Source organism: Stenotrophomonas sp. I18B00994 (genome assembly GCF_014145825.1).
In the GTDB taxonomy this organism is placed as follows: domain Bacteria; phylum Pseudomonadota; class Gammaproteobacteria; order Xanthomonadales; family Xanthomonadaceae; genus Stenotrophomonas; species Stenotrophomonas maltophilia.
Window position 1 is genome coordinate 52,131 of sequence record NZ_JACIUW010000018.1, and the last position, 18,759, is coordinate 70,889.

Annotated in this window: 12 protein-coding genes; 6 read left to right on the top strand and 6 right to left on the bottom strand. The window is 69.4% G+C overall.

Features of this window, described 5'->3' with window-relative positions; translation table 11 throughout:
* Window positions 1-118 precede the first annotated feature (118 nt).
* The 3 genes from recC to recD are packed head-to-tail and all read left to right on the top strand — an operon-like array spanning window position 119 to window position 9,020.
* Window positions 119-3,466, top strand: a complete 3,348-nt coding sequence (gene recC / locus H4O10_RS17310) for an exodeoxyribonuclease V subunit gamma (RefSeq protein ID WP_049453524.1) — start codon at window positions 119-121, stop codon at window positions 3,464-3,466.
* Entirely contained in the window at window positions 3,463-7,143 is a 3,681-nt protein-coding gene (gene recB / locus H4O10_RS17315) for an exodeoxyribonuclease V subunit beta (protein WP_049453526.1), read from the top strand. The genes recC and recB overlap by 4 nt, the downstream gene beginning before the upstream one ends.
* Window positions 7,140-9,020 (top strand): exodeoxyribonuclease V subunit alpha, encoded by a 1,881-nt coding sequence (gene recD, locus H4O10_RS17320; protein ID WP_049453528.1) that lies wholly within the window; start codon window positions 7,140-7,142, stop codon window positions 9,018-9,020. Before recB ends, recD begins: the two co-directional genes overlap by 4 nt.
* A gap of 542 nt (window positions 9,021-9,562) precedes the next feature.
* Here the strand turns inward: recD and H4O10_RS17325 are convergent.
* The 6 genes from H4O10_RS17325 to H4O10_RS17350 form a co-directional block, all read right to left on the bottom strand.
* On the bottom strand, window positions 9,563-9,961 hold the full coding sequence (locus H4O10_RS17325; RefSeq protein WP_033834573.1) for a hypothetical protein: 399 nt from the start codon (window positions 9,959-9,961) through the stop codon (window positions 9,563-9,565).
* Window positions 9,962-10,055: 94 nt separating this feature from the next.
* Window positions 10,056-12,095, bottom strand: a complete 2,040-nt coding sequence (locus H4O10_RS17330; protein WP_049452331.1) for an FUSC family protein — start codon at window positions 12,093-12,095, stop codon at window positions 10,056-10,058.
* A gap of 3 nt (window positions 12,096-12,098) precedes the next feature.
* Window positions 12,099-13,568, bottom strand: coding sequence for an efflux transporter outer membrane subunit (locus H4O10_RS17335; protein ID WP_049452332.1), 1,470 nt, complete (start codon window positions 13,566-13,568; stop codon window positions 12,099-12,101).
* Window positions 13,565-14,482, bottom strand: a complete 918-nt coding sequence (locus H4O10_RS17340) for an HlyD family secretion protein (protein ID WP_005411697.1) — start codon at window positions 14,480-14,482, stop codon at window positions 13,565-13,567. The genes H4O10_RS17335 and H4O10_RS17340 overlap by 4 nt, the downstream gene beginning before the upstream one ends.
* A complete protein-coding gene (locus tag H4O10_RS17345) occupies window positions 14,479-14,688 on the bottom strand; it encodes a DUF1656 domain-containing protein (protein ID WP_049452333.1) in 210 nt (69 codons plus the stop codon). Before H4O10_RS17345 ends, H4O10_RS17340 begins: the two co-directional genes overlap by 4 nt.
* A gap of 109 nt (window positions 14,689-14,797) precedes the next feature.
* Window positions 14,798-15,253: a MarR family transcriptional regulator gene (locus H4O10_RS17350; protein ID WP_012481667.1), complete on the bottom strand. Its 456-nt coding sequence runs from the start codon at window positions 15,251-15,253 to the stop codon at window positions 14,798-14,800.
* Between the two features lie 610 nt (window positions 15,254-15,863).
* Here H4O10_RS17350 and folE point away from each other — a divergent pair.
* The 3 genes from folE to H4O10_RS17365 all read left to right on the top strand — a co-directional run bounded on the left by folE (window position 15,864) and on the right by H4O10_RS17365 (window position 18,745).
* The gene (gene folE, locus H4O10_RS17355; RefSeq protein ID WP_004141296.1) at window positions 15,864-16,475 is read left to right on the top strand and encodes a GTP cyclohydrolase I FolE; all 612 of its coding nucleotides are present in this window, start codon (window positions 15,864-15,866) and stop codon (window positions 16,473-16,475) included.
* 112 nt (window positions 16,476-16,587) lie between these two features.
* Entirely contained in the window at window positions 16,588-18,057 is a 1,470-nt protein-coding gene (locus H4O10_RS17360; RefSeq protein WP_005411693.1) for a DUF3375 domain-containing protein, read from the top strand.
* Window positions 18,044-18,745: a DUF4194 domain-containing protein gene (locus H4O10_RS17365; RefSeq protein WP_005411692.1), complete on the top strand. Its 702-nt coding sequence runs from the start codon at window positions 18,044-18,046 to the stop codon at window positions 18,743-18,745. Before H4O10_RS17360 ends, H4O10_RS17365 begins: the two co-directional genes overlap by 14 nt.
* The last annotated feature ends 14 nt before the right edge of the window (window positions 18,746-18,759 follow it).

An 18,759-nucleotide genomic window follows, 5' to 3' on the forward strand; every position in this document is an offset into this window, starting at 1 on the left:
CAGTATTGTTGCACGGCAGGGCGTGGCGCAGGCCGGGACAATCGGCCGGCAGCCCGGAACAATCCGTACCGTCGATGGGCCGACCATTGAATACTGCCTGCCGTCCTGCACACTGTGCATGATGAGTGACCCAGGCAGCGATTTCCGCCTCTACCATTCCAACTCGCTGGACGTGCTGGCCGCGCTGCTGGCGCGCAACGTGCGTGCGCCGGTGCCAGGCCAGCCGTTGCTGGCGCCGGAAGTGGTGTTGATCCCGCAGGTGGCGATGCGCCGCTGGCTGCAAGCGACACTGGCCGCCGAATTCGGTGTCGCCGCCAACCTCGAATTCCTCACCCCGGGCGAGTTCGTGGCCCGCGCGCTGAAGGCCAACGTCAGCGGCGAGCAGGACGATCTGGACGCGGCCGGCCTGCATTGGAAGCTGTACCAGGCCCTGCGCGACCCGACATTGCTGGCGCAGCCACCGATGCGTGCGCTGCAGTCCTATCTTGCCGGCGGTGACGCATTGAAACCCTGGGCGCTGGCCGGCGAGCTGGCCTCGGTATTCGAGAAGTACCAGGCGTGGCGCCGTGACTGGCTGCTGCGCTGGGCAGCCGGTGCCGATCCTGCCGACCCGCAGGCGATCCTGTGGCGCACCATCACCCAAGGCCACGACTACCGCGCGCGCCGCATCCAGGAATACCTGGACCGTTTCGAAGGGGCCGGCCAACCGCTGCCGAAGGGCTTGCCACCGCGCATGTCTGCGTTCGCAACGCTCAACATCTCGCCCGACGTGCTGCGGGTGATGGCCACCCAGGCGCGGGTGGGCGAGCTGCATTTCTATATGCCTACCCCGGTGCAGTCGTACTGGGGCGACCTGCAGACGCTGGCCGAACGCCTGCGCAGCGGCGCACCGGACCCCTTCGGCGAAGCGGCCGGCGAGAACCGCCTGCTGGAAGCCTGGGGTGCGGCCGGGCGCGACTTCATGGCGGTGCTGGGCAGTTACGAGGTGGTGCATCCGGCCGGCGAAATCGCTGCCTATTCCGATCCGGAGGAGGACACCCGCCCGACCCTGGACGAAGGCGGCCTGTCCGACAGCCTGCTGCATCGCCTGCAGCGTGACCTGTTCCACCGCCGCGCGCTGCCCTCGGGCGAGCTGCGCGACGGCCTGCGCAGCGACGACCCCAGCCTGCAGGTGCATGCCTGCCATACCCGCCTGCGCGAGCTGCAGGTGCTGCACGACCAGCTGCGCAGCCTGCTGCAGGACCCGCGCTTCGACCCGCCGCTGCAGGCGCGCGAGATCGCGGTGCTGGCGCCGGACATCGATCCCTATGTGCCGTACCTGGAAGCGGTGTTCGGCGGTCGCGGCGGCGAGGAGGAACACATTCCGTATGCGCTGGCCGACAGCAGTCCGCTGGCCGGCGAGCCGTTGGCCGATGTGTTCGTGCACCTGCTGGGCCTGCCGGTCTCGCGCTTTGGCTTGAACGAAGTGCTGGACCTGCTGGCCAGCGCGCCGCTGGCCGAGGCGGCCGGGCTGGAAGCGGTGGACTTCGACCGCCTGCATGGCTGGCTGCAACAGGCCGGTGCACGCTGGGGCCTGGATGCGAAACACCGCAACCAGCACCAGGCACCGGCCGACGACGCCTACACCTGGCAGTTCGCGCTGGATCGCCTGGTACTCGGCCATGCCACCGGCAGCGAGGCCGACCTGGCCGGCGTGGCGCCGTGGATCGAACTGGAAGGCGGCGCGCTGGACGCGCTGGACCGGCTGCTGCGCCTGCTGCGCGTGCTGGCCATCTACCAGCGCCGACTGGGCGAGCTGCTGACCCCGGCGCAGTGGCGGCAACGCCTGCTGTCGCTGCTGGATGCACTGCTGCCCACCGCGCCCAGTTCCCCCAACAGCCAGCGCGCGCTGGAGCGCCTGCGCAAGCTGCTCAACCAGTTCGCCGAAGATGCCGCCAAGGCCGGCTTCGAGGAAGGCGTGCCGCCGGAGGTGGTGCGCGCGCACTTCGCCGGCGCGCTGGGCGAGGCCGATACGCGCGCACCGCTGCTGACCGGTGGCATCAGTTTCGGCCGCATGGTGCCGATGCGCCTGCTGCCGTTCCGGGTGATCTGCGTGCTCGGCCTCAATGATGGCGATTTCCCGCGCCGTGACCCCGCTGCCGGTCTCAACCAACTCACCGCCGAGCTGGATACGCCGCGCCGCCGTCCGGGCGACCGCTCCACCCGCGAGGATGACCGCTTCCTGTTCCTGCAGCTGTTCGCCGCCGCGCAGGAGGTGTTCTATCTCAGCTATCTCGGCGCCGATCCGCGCGATGGCAGCGCGCGCGAGCCGTCGGTGCTGGTCAGCGAACTGATCGATGCCGCCGCCGCGTATCACCTCGATCCGCCTACGGCGGTCCGCGACTTCACCGTGCGCCACGCCCTGCAGCCGTTCTCACCGGCGGCGTTTGGCGATGGCGATCCGCGTCGCTTCAGCTATCGCCGCCAGTGGCATCCGGCCGCCGGTCGCCTCACCGGCCAGCGCGGTGGCCTGCAGCCGTGGTTCGATGCACCGTTGCCGCCGCCGGCCGACGATGCGGTGGAAAACGAGGTCGCGCTCGATACCCTGCGCCGCTTCCTGTGCGACCCGGCCGGGCAGTTCCTCGCACAGTCGCTGGGCCTGCGCCTGGCCGACGAGGTCGAGGAGGTGGATGACCTGGAACCGCTGGTGCTGTCCTCGCGCGGGCCGGAAAAGCGCAGCGTGCAGGCGGCGGTAGTGCGCGCCACGCTCAGCGGCGATACCGAGCCGTTGTACCCGCGGCTGCGCGCGCGTGGCCTGCTGCCGTCGGGTCCATTGGGCGAGCGTCAGTTCGAGGTGGAGCAGTTGAAGACACGCCCGTATGCCAGTGCGCTGCTGGGCTGGATGCAGGGCGAACCACTGGAAAGCCGTCGCTACGAAGTGGACATCGATGGCGTGCGCCTGCATGGCCGCGTGGCCGATCGGCATCCGGAAGGGCTGGTGCGCCTGCGTGCCGGCACGCTCAATGGCAATGCAGTGATCCGCCACGGCCTGGACTGGCTGCTGGCGAACGCGGCGGGCGACGCGCTGCCGCTTGTGCAGTTCCATGATGGCGGCGACGCCGGTCCCGGCCCGCATGTACTGCCGACACTGAGCGTTCCCGCTGCACGTGCGGCGCTGCGTGCGCTGCTGCAGCTGCGCCAGCGTGGCCTGCGCGAGCCGCTGCGCTTTGCCCCGTACACCGGCTGGGTGCTGTACAACGCGCCAGCAGAAAAGCAGCGCAGCGAAGGCTGGAAGCAGTGGCACGGCAGCGACCGCAGCTGGGGTGAATCCAGCAGCGACGCCTGGCAGCTGCTGCTGCGGGGTGCCGACCCGTTCGCTACCGATGCCGGCTACGCTGACCTGCTGCGCAACAGCCAGCTGGTCTTCAGCGCGGTGCGCGAAGGCCGCGCTCTCGGCACCGAAGCACGCCAGGAGGGCAACGCATGAACACCGCCATCGCCGAAGACGGCCACGAATCCCTCAGCCGCGATCCCTATCTGGCGCTGCCGCTGGAGGGCATCCGGCTGATCGAAGCCAGCGCCGGCACCGGCAAGACCTTCACCCTGGCCACGTTGTTCACCCGCCTGGTGGTGGAGCAGGGCCTGCGCATCGGCCAGATCCTGGCGGTGACCTTCACCGATGCCGCCACCCAGGAACTGCGCAAGCGCATCCGCGAGCGCCTGGCGCTGGCCGCGCGCCTGGTCGACCTGGAAGCGGCCGACGGTGAAGCACCGGAGGTACGATTGACGCGTGGCGTGCTGCAGCGCCATCTGCGGGGCGGCACCGAGAGCGCCGCCGCACTGAAACGCCGCCTGCAGGTGGCCGCAGACGAGATCGATCTGGCGTCCATCTTCACCATTCATGGTTTCTGTACCCGCGTGCTGCGCGAGCATGCGCTGGAAAGCGGCCACACCTTTGATCCGCCGGAACTGCTGGCCAGCGACCGTGAACTGCTGGAGGAGCTCGCGGCCGATCTGTGGCGCGTACATGCCAACGACCCGGCCACGCTGGAGCCGCTGACCTGGCTGTGGTCCAACCCCGACGCGCTGGCCGCCGATCTGCGCGCGCTGCTGGGCACGCCGCCGCTGCATCCGCTGCCACGGCCGGCGGCGCTGGCCGATCCACGCCCGGCATTGCAGAGCGCGGCGGAAGCCCTGTCCGCAAGCGTGCGCGAGCATGGCGAGCAGTTCTTCATCGACCTCTGCGATGCCGTCGACAACAAGTGGCTCAACGGCGTGTCATACAAGCTGGGCTGGCTGCACCCGCTGGGCCGGCAGCTGCTGGCCTGGGCCGAGCGCGCCGACCCGCGCGAGCTGCTGGCCAGCGATCGCCTGCCGGCACTGCTGCCGGAGGTGCTGTCCGACAAGACCAACAAGAAATTCCCTGATCGCACGCCGTCGTCGCCATTGCAGGCGCCGTTGGCGCGCTATGTTGCGCTGCTGGCCGAACGCGATGCCTGGCTGCGTGGCACCGCGCTGGATTTCCTGCACACGCTTCGCGCCGAAGCCACGCAGCGCCTGCAGGCGCTGAAGCGTACGCGCCGGGTACAGACCTACGACGATCTGATTGATGGCGTAGCGCTCGCCCTGGAAGGCCCGCAGCGGCTGACGCTGGTCAGGCAACTGCGTGCGCAGTACCGCATCGCGCTGGTCGATGAGTTCCAGGACACCGACGATCGCCAGTGGGGCATCTTCCACACCGTGTTCGGAGATTCGCCGGAGGTGCGCGAACTCGGCCTGACGCCGGCGCTGTTCCTGATCGGCGACCCCAAGCAGGCGATCTACGGTTTCCGCGGTGGCGACATCCACACCTACCTGAAGGCCAAGCAGGTGGCGCAGCAGGCGCCGGTGCTGGACCAGAACTTCCGCTCGCGACCGTCTGTGTTGCGCGCGTTGCAGGCGCTGTACGACAACGGTGGCGAAGACGCCTTCCTGGAACGCGACATCCGGTTCGAGCCGGTGCGGCCCGGTGGCGTGCGCAGCGATGCGGACTACCTGCGCGCCGGCCAGGCCGCCAAGGCACTCACCCTGCGCGTGCTGCGCAGTAGCGGTGACAAGGCGATGAGCGCCGATGCCTCGCGCGATGCGGCGACCCAGGCCTGCGTCGCCGCGATTCACCAGATCCTGGTCGATGCGCGCGCGGGCAATGCCGTGTTGCGTGGGCGACCGGTGCAGCCCGGTGATATCGCGGTGCTGGTGCGCTCGCATCGCGAGGCCACTCTGGTACAGCGTGCGCTGGCCGCGGTCGGCATTCCCGCAGTGGCGGCCGGCAAGCAGAGCCTGTTCGCCACTGCTGAAGCCCGCGACCTTCGTGCGCTGCTGCTGGCACTGCTGCAACCGGCCGACGAAGGCCGCCTGCGTGCAGCGCTGGCCACCGTGCTGCTTGGCCAGCGGGCCAGCGCGATCGCAGCGATGGAACGCGAAGGTGACCTGCAACGAGGGTTCCAGGCACAGCTGCTGCATTGGCGCGAGCGCTGGCAGCGCGGCGGACCGTTCGCAGTGATTGCCGATGTCTGTGCCGCACAGGGTGAACGCCTGCTGGCGCTGATCGATGGCGAGCGCCGCCTGACCAATTACCTGCAGCTGGGTGAACTGCTGCAGGAGGCCTCGGCGCAGGCGCTGGGCATGCATGGCCTGCTGGACTGGCTGCAGGGGCAGATGGCCAGTGCCGACCGGGATGACGAGCAGCAGCTCCTGCGCCTGGAGTCGGATGCGCGCCGCGTGCAGATCATCACCCTGCACAAGAGCAAGGGCCTGGAGTATCCGCTGGTGTTCCTGCCCTTCGTCGGCATCGACGGCGGCGCGCCGAACACCGCCTCGCACTGCACCGTGCACTTTGGGGGCCAGCGCCAGCTGCACTGGAAGCTGGACAAGGACGAGGCCTGGGAAGCGGCCAACGCGCAGCGTGAGCGCGAGCAGCGTGCCGAGGATGCGCGCCTGCTCTATGTAGGACTGACCCGCGCCGAGCATGCGCTGTGGATCGCCGTGGGTGATCTGGCCGGGCTCGGCAGGACGCGTCTGGCGCCACTGCTGGGTGACCTGCAGGCGCTGCGCGCGCATGCCGATGTGCATATTGATGACAGCGAGGCACCAGCCTCGCTGCCGCAGCTGGCGGCCGAAATGGAAGGTGACCTGCCGGCGGTACGTGCACTGACCCGGCGCGTGCCGCATGACTGGTGGGTGTACAGCTTCACCCAGCTGGCGCATGCCGATGCGGGCGCTGGCAGTGATATTGAAGCCGCCGCCACCGAGCTGCCGGCACCGGCCGCCGATGAACCGGCCGGCCCGGAGCTGCCGCTGGAACCGGCGCTGCCCGAACCCACCGCCGTCGTCGAAGACAGCGCGCCGATCGACCCGCGCTTCATGGGCAGCCGCTTCGGCAACGTGCTGCACGAGGCGATGGAGAACGTCGACTTCGCTGCCTGGGGTGACTGGCAGCCGGGCCGGGAGGCGCCCGAGGGACAGGCCGAGGTGCTACGCAAGGCGCTGCATGACGAAGGCTATGCCGACGTCGACCTGGACGATGGCGTGGCCGTGCTGGTGCCGCTGGTCGGCCACACGCTCACCGTGCCGCTGCCCGAAGGCGGCGCCCTTTACAGCCTGGGCGAAGGCGAGCGGCGCGCGGAAATCGACTTCCATTTCGCCATCGAGCCGACCACGGTGCCTGCGCTGCTGCAGGTGCTGCATGCCCACGGTGTTTCCAGTGGTCGTCGAGGCTTCGGCCAGCGCCGCCGCCTGGAAGGGCTGATGACCGGCATGATCGACCTGACCTACGTGCGCGACGGGCGCTGGTACGTGCTCGACTACAAATCCAATCGTCTGCCCGGCTACAGCCAGGACCTGCTGGCCATCGCCATGCGCCACAGCGAGTACGACCTGCAGGCGCTGATCTATACCGTGGCGCTGCATCGCTGGCTGCGCTTCCGCCTGGGCGCGGCCTACGACTACGAGCGTGACATGGGCGGCATCCGCTACCTGTTCTGCCGCGGCCTCGATGGCACCGGCAACGGCGTGCATGTGGACCGTTTCCCGCTGGCGCTGGTGGATGCACTGGATGCGTTGTTCGCCGGTGGCGAACAGGCCCAGGCCGAACTGGCCGCACGTGCCCGTGGGGCCGGCGCATGAGCCTGCTGAAGGAACTGCACCAGAAGGGCCTGCTGCGCACCCTCGACCACGCGTTGGCGACCAGCCTGATGCGGCTGCGCGGCGACACGCCGGAGAGCGTGGCGCTGGCGGCGGCGCTGGCCTCGCTGGCGGTGGCGCAGGGCCACGCCGGCTTCGATCCGGCGCAGCCGCAGCGCCTGCTGGAAGGGGTGCCCGAGTGGCCCGCCTCGCAGGACTGGCTGGCACAACTGCGCGCATCGCCTTGGGTGGCTATACCCGAGCAGGCCGACGCCATCGCCGAGGATGCGCCGCTGGTGCTGGAGAACGGCCTGCTCTACCTGCGCCGCTACCGCGAGTACGAACGGCAGTTGGCCGCCGGGCTGCAGCGCATCGGCCGGCATCCGCTGCCGGCACCGGACATGGCCGCGCTGGCACCGTTGTTCGCGCAGCTGTTCCCGCAGGCACTGGGCAGCGAGGATCACCAGGCCCGTGCCGCCGGCGTGACCCTGCGCCATCCGCTGGCGCTGGTGACTGGCGGCCCCGGCACCGGCAAGACCACCACCATCGCGCGCCTGTTGCTGCTGCTGGCGGCGCAGGCGCGGCATGCCGGCCAGCCGCTGCCCGAAGTGGCGCTGGCCGCGCCTACCGGACGCGCCGCCGAGCGCATGGCCGAGAGCCTGCGTCTGGCCGTGCAGCGCCTGCAGGAGAACGGCGTGGACCCGGCGCTATGCGCGGCATTGCCCAGTACCGGCACCACCCTGCATCGCCTGCTCGGCGTGATCCCGGATTCGCCGCGCTTCCGCCACCACGCCGACAACCCGCTGCCGGTGGACGTGGTGGTGGTCGACGAAGCCTCGATGATCGATCTGCCGATGATGGCCAAGCTGGTCGACGCGATCGCCAGCGGCACCCGCCTGATCCTGCTTGGCGACCCCGATCAGTTGCCCTCGGTCGAAGCCGGTGATGTGCTCAGCGCGATCCTGCGCGCCAGCGGTGATGGCATCGGCACCCGCGCCGATGATGCGCAGGCACTGCAGGGTCTGTTGGCACCGGCCACGTTGCAGCCGCGGGCCACGCCGCGCGCCTTCGCCGGCCGCCGCGTGCAGCTGCAACGTGGTTACCGGCAAAGCGATGCGCTGGACCTGGCACCGCTGGCGCATGCCGTGCGCGAAGGCGACAGCAGCACCGCATTGCAGCTGCTGCGCGGTGGGTCGCTGGCAGGCGTGCATTTCCACGAAGGCGAGGCCGATCCATTGCGTGGCCAGCGCGAGCACCTGCTGGGCCACTGGCGTGCACTGGCCGACGCGGCCGATCCAGTGCTTGCCTTGCAGCAGGCCGGGCGCCTGCGCGTGCTGACCGCGTTGCGCGAAGGCCCGCAGGGTGCGCGCGGGCTCAACAGCCGCATCGAACAGCTGCTGGCTGGCAACACCCCGGGCTACTTCCAGGGCCGCCTGCTGCTGGTCACCGAGAACAGCTACCGGCACCGCCTGTTCAACGGCGATATCGGCATCTGCCTGCGCGATGGCAGCGGCGCGATGGTGGCCTGGTTCCCTGGCGACAGCGTCGATCAGCCGCGCGCCTTCCACCCGGCCGCACTGCCCGCGCACGAAAGCGCCTTTGCGATGACCGTGCACAAGGCGCAGGGCTCGGAGTTCGATGAAGTGTGGTTGCAGCTGCCGCGCCAGGACAGCCGCGTGCTGTCGCGCGAGCTGGTCTACACCGGCCTGACCCGCGCCCGCCAGGTGCTGCATGTGGCAGGCAGCGCAGAGGTGCTGCAGGCCGCGTTGAAACGCCACGCCAGCCGATTGGGTGGCCTGGCCTGGCGGCTGGGTGCGGAAGCGGTGGCCGAAGCACCGGCGCGCATCGAACAGCCCACGGTGCAGGGCCAGTTGTTCTGAATCGGGGTCGGATCCCGTTCCCATCGGGAACGGGCTCTGACCCCTTCACCTGATCGCCAGGCAGAAGCAGTCGAGCATGGCTCGACTTTACAACAGCGTACTTCGATCATTCCGACGTTCATCCACGCATGCCGTGGATCTACCGTGTCGACCAAGGTCGACACCCACCAGAGCAGAACGCCGTGCCGGCAGATCGCAGGAAACTGTCGACGGCGGGGTGGGTCCGGTTGAGGGGGCGTGAGCCGCATGGGCCCGAGGCATGCCTCGGGCGGGTTGGGCAGGACGCCCAACCCCGGTCTTGCCGTGTGCGCAGGACAGCGCACACGAGCAAGCGGCGACCGAGCTTACATGGGTGAGGGCGCTTTGCTTGCGAAGCACTGCTTCGCAAGCGCCCGAACGCACAGCCGCCAGGGGCTGGGCCGGGCCCCGAAGGGGGACTTGCAGCGCCCCCCGCAGCCGGACCCGCCCCGCCAACCACGGATAGCGCGCATTTGACGTTGCCGTTGATTCGGCAGGTGCAAGGCGCAGCCCTGCCGCCACACCTATTCCGCGATCAGCACCAGCCCATCCGGGAACACGATCGCCGCTTCATCAGCACTCACGTCGAAGAAGCCCACGCCGTGCTTCTCGGCCAGGTCCTGCACGCGGCCGTGCGCGCGCTCGGCCACCGAATAGGCAAACGCGCCGTAGATCACCTCGCGGCCGATGCTGTACTCGGTCACCTCGGCACGGTCGTCATCGTCGTTGCTCAATGGGCCGTTCATCGGCGGGAAGTCCTGCGCCATCTCCGCGAACCACGCCTGCAGCGCCGGGCTGCTGACCGCCGGGTCGTCATACTCGTGGCGCTCGTTCCACTGCGTCTGCTTCTCAAACCAGGCGATGAAGGCTGCCGCCTCGCGTGGCGCGGCGCTGGCCTCGAACACCATCATGTCGTAACTCATTGGAGCTTCCTGTGCGGAGCGGGGGTCAGAGCCTTCGCCCGCGGCGAAGGGTCCGACCCCGGCAATGGGTCCTGTGACTGCACAGGGTATCGCGCTACGGCTGTCCGGCTGCACTCATCGCCAAGCCCGGCGCCAGCGCCTTCGCCTCCGGGAACAGCGCGAAGCGCAGGCCGATCAGGCCCATCAGGGCTTCATCGCGGGCCTTGCAGGCGGCCACGCTACCGACCCGGCCCAGCGAAGTATCCAGCCGCTCGCGCAGCGCCTCGGCCGCCACAATCGGTTTGCGCGCAGCGATCTGCCGCCGGTAGTGCACGGCGACCTCTTCCAGAATGTGCTCGACCGCCTCGCGGCTGCGCTCGGGCAGTTCCAGCCGGGCGCGGCGCAGCTGCAGGATGTTCAGGCCGATGCGTGCTTCATTGAGCATATCCACCGAGGCGATGTCGCTGCCCTCCGGCGTCGCCGCCAGACGCGGCGCGAGCAGGCCCAGCAGATCGAGCATGCGCGCAGCGAAGCGCTGGCGGTCCTGCTGGCCACGTCCTTCGGCGGCTTCGGCCAGCGTGGTCCAGCCCTGCCGCACCAGCCGGCGCGCGGTCCACTCGGCACCCACCGAACGGAACAGGCGCGTCATCACTACCGCAAAGCCAATGCCGATGAACATCGCGATGGACGAGTTGAGGAAGGTCTGGATGTTGGCACTGTAGGTATTCTGCAGGCTCAGCAGCGCGGCCAGGTTCACGGTCAGTGGCAGCGCGAACAGCGCGCTCTTGGGGTGGTGCAGCATCAGCCCCAGCGGCAGGAACGCCACCGCCAGCACCAACGCCAGCAGGCCGAAGTCGTGCACCGCCGGGAACACGCCGAACAGGTACACGCCGGCCACCACCGAGGCGACCATCGCCCACACCAGGAACGACACCATGCTCGGCGCCGGATCGTCCTGTGCGGCGAAGAACGCGGCGGTCACTGCGGCCATCATCGCGCCGTTGCCACCGCCTTCCCACCCCAGCGCGATCCACAGCACGCAGTAGCTCATCAGTGCCACGCCGGCACTGAGCGCGGAGAACAGCGCCATGCCGTAGTCGACGTGCTTGTCGGCGGCCACGCGTTCGGTGCGGATGCGGTAGTGCGCACGGTCCAGCGGCGCGGTGCCCTGGTCGATCGCGTGCTGCAGGGTGCGGCAGTCCTGCCACAGGTCCACCAGTTCCTCCAGGCGCAGCAGCAGGCTGGCCAGCTGCAGGTGCTGCAGGTCGCGGTCCACCTGCGGCTTCAACGCACTGATACGCGCGCGCAGGCGCGCGTACTCGCTGGCGTTGGTGGGCCCGTCCAGCCAGTCATGGATGTCGTCGACCAGCGCCGGCAGGCCTTCCGGCAGGGCCTGGCCATCGCTGCGCAGTGCGCTCAGGCGATCGGCAATCGAGGACAGCACCGGCAACAGCAGCAGCATGCGTTCGCGCAGCCGCTCCATCGACACGGCCGAACCGGCATGGCGCGGGTCGTCGCGGCGCAGGAACTCGATCAGCGCCTCGAACTGCACCAGGTCGGCGGCGAGCCGGTTGCGCGGCGCGTGCGCGCGGCCGCGTTCGAGGATCTGCCGGCACCACTGCGCCGCGTCCTCCATCCAGTTGCCGATGCGGGCGCGCAGCATCGGGCGTACCGAGGCCGGGAACAGCAGCGAAGCAAACAGCACTGCCACCACGGTGCCGAGGATGATCTCCTCGCTGCGGGCCACCACGGTGTCGAAGATGGTCTCCGGCGAGGTCACGGCCGGGAAGCCGATGAAGGCGGTGGTGTAGCCGGCCAGCAGGAACGCGTAACCGCGCGGGCCGCGGTTGAGCAGGGCCATGAACAGGCACCCGGCCAGCCAGATCGACATCGCCGCGCTCAGCACCAGCGGCGTTTCCACCAGCGCCGGCAGCACCAGCAGGGTAGCCAGGCCGGCCACCAGGGTGCCAACGATGCGGTACACGCCCTTGGCGCGGGTTGGGCCCAGCAGCGGCTGGCTGACGATGTACACCGTGCCCATCGCCCAGTACGGGCGCGACAGGTTGCCGGCCATGGCGATGTACAGCGCGGCCACCGCGGCCAGGTAGGTCTTGATCGAGAACAGCCAGGCCTGGCGATCGGTCAGCGCGTTCATGGCTTACTTCGCCGAGGCCTGTGCGGTGGACGGCGCGGGCGGGGCAACCGATGCCTGCCAGCCGCCACCCAGCACCAGGAACAGATGGATCTGGTCGCGCGAGACCTGCGCTTCGGCGGCGGCCAGGGTGGCGTCGCTGGTGGCCAGGCTGCGGTCGGCATCCAGGCTGGACAGGTACGGCGTACGGCCACCCTGGTACAGCCGGCGGTTCTGCTCGGCGGCCAGTGCGGCCTGCTCCTGCGCGATGCGCAGCGACTGCAGCCGGCGCAGGTCCTGCGCATAGCGGTCCAGCGCGGTCTGGGTCTCGCGCAGCGCCTGCAGCACGGTGTGGTCGAACTCGGCCAGCGCGGCATCGGCACCCGCCTCGGCGGCGTGGATGCGTGCGTGCGTGCCGGACGACGGCAGCGTCCACGAGATCAGCGGGCCGATCGACCACTGCTGGGTCATCGGCGTGCCGAAGTCTTCCAGCAGGCCGGCGGCACCCACCGAGGCACCCAGGCGGATGTCCGGGTACAGCTCGGCGGTGGCGACCCCAATCCGCGCCGTGGCCGAGGCCAGCTTGCGCTCGGCCTGGCGCACGTCCGGGCGGCGCTGCAGCAGCGCCCGGCCATCACCGACCGGCAGCGGCTGCGCCAGGCCGGGGGCGTGCGCACAGTCGATCACGCCGGCTGGCAGCTGGCCCGGGGTTTTCCCAAGCAGCGCGGCCAGCGAATAGGCGGCCGCCGAACGCTGCGCGCGTAGCGGCGGCAGTGCCGCCTCCAGCAGTGCCACCTGCGCATTGGCGCGGGCCAGTTCCGGCGGCGTGCCGCGGCCGGCCGCGATCAGGCGCTCGGTGACCGTGCGGCTGCGCTGCTGCAGCTGCAGCGAATGCTCGGCCACGTGCAGTTCGTGGTTGGCGTGGCAGATTTCCAGGTAGCTGTCGGCGACCTGCGCGACCACGCTGACCTGGGCCAGGTCGCGCGCCGCAGCAACCGACTGCTCGTCGGCACGCGCTGCCTCGGCGCCGCGCTTGAGCTTGCCGAACAGGTCGAACTGGTAGCTGACCGCGAACTTGCCATCGGCCAGGTTTATCACCGGCAGCTCGTGCTCCTGCAGGAACGATTCGGCCGACAGCTGCGCGCGGCTGACACCGGCCTCGGCCTCGTACTCGAAGCCACCGGCGTCCAGCGCCTGTTCGTACACCGCCGCGGCACGACGCAGGTGTGCATCTGCGGCCTTCAGTTCCACGTTGTCACGCAGCGCCTGGGTGATCAGGCCGTCCAGCACCGGGTCGTTGTACAGCGACCACCAGCGGTCGGGCAGCGCCTGGTTGGCGGCAATCTGCGGGTTCTGCGTATCGATGAAGGCTGTATTGGCCTCCGGGCGCTTGAAGGCCGACCCTTCCGGCAGGGCGTAATCCGGGCCGACGGTCCTGCAGGCCGCCAGGCTGGCCAGCGCAACGATCAGACCGAGACGGGGCAGGGCGGCGTTCACAGGCCCGCCTGTGTCGGCGCAGTGCCGGCCTTGTCGTTGTGCGGATGGCGGCCGGTGTCCACGGTCACCGTGGCGGTACGGCCGGCGATCAGTTCCACGCCCTTGGGTACTTCGTCGATGGCGATGCGCACCGGAATGCGCTGTGCCAGCCGCACCCAGTCGAAGGCCGGGGTCACGTTCGGCAGCAGGGTGCTGCCGTTGCTGCGGTAGCGGTCCTCGATGCCGGCGGCGATGCTTTCCACGTGGCCACGCAGCGGGGCCGACTCGCCCATCAGGCGGATGTCCACGCTCTGCCCCGGGGCCACGCCGCGCAGGCGGGTTTCCTCGAAGTAGCCATCGATGCGGAACGAGCCGGTATCCAGCAGCGCCAGTACCGGCTTGCCGGCCACCACGTAGTCGCCTACGCGCAGGGTGCGGTCGTTGACCCGGCCATCGGCCGGCGCGCGCACCTCGGTGCGGCCCAGGTTGAGCTCGGCCAGGTCGACCGCCGCCTGTGCGGTGGCCAGCGCAGCCTGTGCGGCCTGCAACTTGGCGCGGCGCACTTCGGCGTCCTCGGCGGCGACCAGGTCCTGCAGGCTGCGGTCACGGCCGATCTCGCGGCGCAGCTGCGCCACCGATGCCTGGCGCTCGGCCAGGTTGGCGCGGGCCTGCTCCAGCGCGATGCGGTAGCGGGCGCGATCGACCACGAACAGCAGGTCACCCTTCTTCACCGCCTGGTTGTCGGCCACCTGCACCGTTTCCACCAGCCCGGACACGTCCGGCGCCACCTGCACCACGTCGGCACCGACATGGGCATCGCGGGTCCATGGCTCATCCATGTAATAGACCCACAGCTGGCGCAGCACCAGCAGGGCGATGATCACGGCTGCGCTGGTGAGCAGCACCGGCAGGGTCTTCTTCACGATCTTGTTCACGATTGCATCCAACGCAGGAAGTGGAACAGCAGGCCAAGCACGATCCCGTACAGGGCCAGGTTGAACAGCGCCGGGTGCCATACGTGGCGATAGGCGCCGGCACGCTGCAGCAGCGCGTGCAGGCCGCTGTTGACCAGGTAGGCCAACAACATCAACCCGAGCAGGGTCGGGACGAATACTCCGTGGAGACTGAATTCACCGGGCATCGGTAGGGGCGGGGGCGAGGTGGGGGGAGGGGAGGAACAGCGAAACAACGACAACGGGCAAAAGCCGCTGGCGTGTGCACGGCAGCGGCGGTGTCCAGGGGCAGCGGTCTTACGTGATGCGGTCGGCGGCCTCGGCCAGCAGGCGCCATGCCTTCAGCACGGCGTGCAGTTCATCCATGGAAAGCTCGCCGAACACGTCCTGGCGCAGGCCGATCAACTGGTCTTCCAGCTCGCTGACCAGCGCATGGCCTGCGTCGGTCAGCCACAGCAGGTTGGCGCGGCGGTCGCTGGCGTCGCTCTCGCGGCGGACCAGGTCGCTGGCGCACAACTTGTCCAGCAGGCGCACCAGCGAGGGTCCTTCCATGCCCAGCTGCTGCGCCAGCGCCACCTGACGGATGCCACCGCCGGAGCGGCCGATCATCAGCAGCGGCATGGTGCAGGCGGTGGAGATGCCGTAGCTGCCGAGCCGGCTGTCGGCCAGGCGCTGCCACTGCCGCCCTGCGTACAGCAGGCCGGAGCTGAGCTGCATCTGCAGCACGGTGCGCTCGTCGAGGGGGCGGTCCATAAGAGATAGATAGGATACTACTAATTTCATTCCTATCAATAGGTTTTTCTGAATGGGTGGGTGTAGTGAGGAAAGCGTTGCGCCTGCCTGGTGTCGGGTGGGGCAGCGGGCGCCGGACGGTGCAGGACACGCCGTGAACCCATCCTTGGGGGCTCGGCCGCGGCATCCATGCCGCGGACGGTCCTGCCCCGCCCGGCCCCCGCTGCCTTCCCATCCCCCCGCGAGCGCGGCGGGTTGGCTCTTAGAAGCAAGCGCAGAAGCAGTGCGGACCAACGGTCCGCACCCACCAAAGCACAAAACACCACAGCAGCGGCGCGCCGCTTCCGAAGCCATGAACCCCCGCTTTTGCCCCCGCTTTCGGGCGGTCCGGCCGCGCCCGCGGGAAACTGTCAGGGATGGGGAAGGGCGGCAGGGCAGGACCGTGAGGCGCATGGATGCGCCGACCGAGCCCCCATGGACGGGTTTACGGCGTGTCCTGCGCAGCCCCCTCTCCCACTCCAAACCGTTAGCAACGACGCGCCAACAACGCCCCCCGATGAACCGTCCCAACAGGACGACCCACCCCCCGGTCGGGTACGATGCTCGCCCCCCGTTCGGGACGCTGTACGCAATGAGCAAGAACAACGAAAAGGCCGCCCCGCAGGGCGACGTGACCCAGGACCAGGCCGAGGATGCCGTGCGCACCCTGCTGCGCTGGGCCGGTGAGGACCCGTCCCGTGAAGGCCTGCTGGATACCCCCCGCCGTGTCGCCGAAGCCTATGGCGACTGGTTCAGCGGTTACCGCGACGACCCGCGCGCCTACATGGAGCGGACCTTCGAGGAAGTGGCCGGCTACGACGAGCTGATCGTCCTGCGCGACATCGAGTACGAAAGCCACTGCGAGCACCACATGGCCCCGATCATCGGCCGCGTGCACGTCGGCTACCTGCCGGCCGGCAAGGTGGTGGGCATCAGCAAGCTGGCCCGTGTCGTCGAAGCCTACGCCCGCCGTTTCCAGGTGCAGGAGAAGATGACCGCGCAGATCGCCCAGTGTATCCAGGATGTGCTGCAGCCGATCGGCGTCGGCGTGGTCGTCGAAGGCGCCCACGAGTGCATGACCACCCGCGGCATCCACAAGCGCGGCGTCAGCATGGTCACCTCCAAGATGCTGGGCAGCTTCCGCGACGACGCGCGCACCCGCGCCGAGTTCCTGCGCTTCATCGAAGTGGGCGGCAAGCGCTGAGCCGCTTGCCCGCACCACGCCGGCTCCTGCAGGCCGGCATGCCCACGGCTGTCCACGCGGCAGCTGTGCATGGCGGTTTGTCCCTGTCAGCCCTACAGACTTCTTTCGCTGCATGAAGCATCGCGAACGCATTGCCCGTTATCGCCACCTGCGCGAACAGCCCCAGTGGAAGCTGCTTGCCGCCGACCACGCTCCGGAAATCATCGGCCTGCTGCAGGGCCTGCTGATGGACGGCGAGCGCACGTTGCCGTCCTCGGTACTGAACGAGCGACTGCAGCGCGCGCTGGACCAGCTGGCCGGCGATGAACTCTCGCGCGAGCTGCCGCGCACCGCGCAGGCCTACATCGCGCACTGGCTGGCCCAGGGCTGGCTGGAACGCCGTCTGCCCGAAGGCGCCGACCAGGAGCAGTACGAGCTGGCGACCGCGGCACTGCAGGCGATCCGCTTCGCCGACGGCCTCGAGCAGGCCCGCGTGGCCGCCACCGAAAGCCGCCTGGCGCTGGTCATTGAACAGCTCTCGGCGCTGGCTGCGCAGACCGAAGCCGATCCCGATGCGCGCCTGTCCGCGCTGCACGACGAGCGCGACCGCATCGATGCCGAAATCGCCCGGGTCGGTACCGGCCGCGTGGTTGCGCTGGACGGCAAGCGCGCGCTGGAACGCACCCGCCAGATCATCGGCCTGGCCGACGAGCTGACCGAGGACTTCCGCCGCGTGCGCGATGACTTCGAGCAGCTCAACCGCGATTTCCGCGAACGCATCATCGACGACGAGGGCGAGCGCGGCGATGTGCTGTCGCAGCTGTTCGAAGGTGTGGATGTCATTGGCGAAAGTGACGCCGGGCGCAGTTTCCAGGCCTTCTGGCGCCTGCTCAACGACGCCGAACAGAGTGCCCAGCTCGATGCCGCGCTGGAAGCGGTGCTGGCGCGCGGCTTCGCCCGCCGCCTGGACCGCAACGAACGCAACTTCCTGCGCAGCTTCACCAGCACCATGCTCGAGCGCGGTGGCCAGGTGCACGACGTCCTGCAGAACTTCGCGCGCAGCCTGCGCGGCTTCGTGCAGAGCCGTGGCTACCTGGAACAGCGCCGCCTCAACCAGTTGTTGAAGCAGGCGCAGTCCGAAGCGCTGGCCCTGCGCGACGAATTCCCCGCACAACGCGGCATCGGCCGCGACCTGCAGCTGACCACCAGCCGCCTGCGCTCGTGGTCGCAGTGGAAGCTGCATGATCCGCGCAGCGCCCAGGTCGACGGCAATGTCGAGTACAACGACGCGGCCGCGATCAGCCTGGAGAGCGTCGGCGACCTGGTCGCTTCGTCCGAAATCGACTTCCGCACCCTGCGCCGCGACCTGCACGACCTGCTCGACGCACAGCCGCGGCTCAGCATCGCCCAGGCCCTGTCGCAGCGCGAGGCGCCGCAGGGTCTTGGCAGCGTCATCGGCTATCTGTCGCTGGGCACGCGCTTCGGCAACGTGGTCGCCGGCGAGCAGGAGCTTGCGCAATGGCGTGGTGGCGACGGCCAGGTCCGTCGCGCCCGCATCCCGCTGGTTTGGTTCACCCAGGAGAGACGCCATGAGCTGGCATGAAGATCCCATCGACGCAGCGCAGGCCGACGTGGCGGAAGACGCCTACGAGGCCGAACCGGTGGCGGCCGTGGCGCAGCCCCGCCGTGGCAACGACGTCTATTACCTCGGCGACACCGGGCGCCTGCCGCTGGATGCGCGCCGCGCGCTGTGCCAGCTGCTGATCGGCCCCAGCATCGACCAGCTGCGCCACGCCAAGCTGTGGCCGGCACTGATCCGCAGCGAAGCGGCCATCCGCTCGTCGCTGGCGGACCTGTTCCTGGAACTGGTGCTCGACCGTGACAGCGGCGTGGCGTTCACCCGCCAGGCCGATACCGAAGACGTCGACGCGCCGGTGCTGCTGCGCACCTCGCCGCTGACCTTCATCGACTCGGTGCTGTTGCTGTACCTGCGCCAGCAGCTGGCCGAAGCCGATGCGCGCGGCAACCGCGCGGTGGTCGCCGATGCCGAAATGGCCGAAGCACTGGCCATCTACGAAAAGAACCTGTCCACCGACCGCGCCGGCTTCAACCGCCGCGTCGCCTCGGCGGTGCAGAAGATGAAGGACAACCACATCCTGACCCGCCTCAGCGGCCAGGAAGACCGCCACGAAGTCTCGCCGGCGCTGAAGCTGCTGTTCTCCGCCGAAGACGTGTCCCAGCTCTCGGCGGTCTACCGCCAGCTGCGCGAAACCCCGGCCGCCGAGGCCTGAGAGACCCGACCATC

Excerpts from the sequence above, each read along its gene's own strand:
- recC (WP_049453524.1), top strand. The coding sequence starts at position 119 with ATGATGAGTGACCCAGGCAGCGATTTCCGCCTCTACCATTCCAACTCG.
- recB (WP_049453526.1), top strand. The coding sequence starts at position 3,463 with ATGAACACCGCCATCGCCGAAGACGGCCACGAATCCCTCAGCCGCGAT.
- recD (WP_049453528.1), top strand. The coding sequence starts at position 7,140 with ATGAGCCTGCTGAAGGAACTGCACCAGAAGGGCCTGCTGCGCACCCTC.
- H4O10_RS17325 (WP_033834573.1), bottom strand. The coding sequence starts at position 9,961 with ATGAGTTACGACATGATGGTGTTCGAGGCCAGCGCCGCGCCACGCGAG.
- H4O10_RS17330 (WP_049452331.1), bottom strand. The coding sequence starts at position 12,095 with ATGAACGCGCTGACCGATCGCCAGGCCTGGCTGTTCTCGATCAAGACC.
- H4O10_RS17345 (WP_049452333.1), bottom strand. The coding sequence starts at position 14,688 with ATGCCCGGTGAATTCAGTCTCCACGGAGTATTCGTCCCGACCCTGCTC.
- H4O10_RS17350 (WP_012481667.1), bottom strand. The coding sequence starts at position 15,253 with ATGGACCGCCCCCTCGACGAGCGCACCGTGCTGCAGATGCAGCTCAGC.
- folE (WP_004141296.1), top strand. The coding sequence starts at position 15,864 with ATGAGCAAGAACAACGAAAAGGCCGCCCCGCAGGGCGACGTGACCCAG.
- H4O10_RS17360 (WP_005411693.1), top strand. The coding sequence starts at position 16,588 with ATGAAGCATCGCGAACGCATTGCCCGTTATCGCCACCTGCGCGAACAG.
- H4O10_RS17365 (WP_005411692.1), top strand. The coding sequence starts at position 18,044 with ATGAGCTGGCATGAAGATCCCATCGACGCAGCGCAGGCCGACGTGGCG.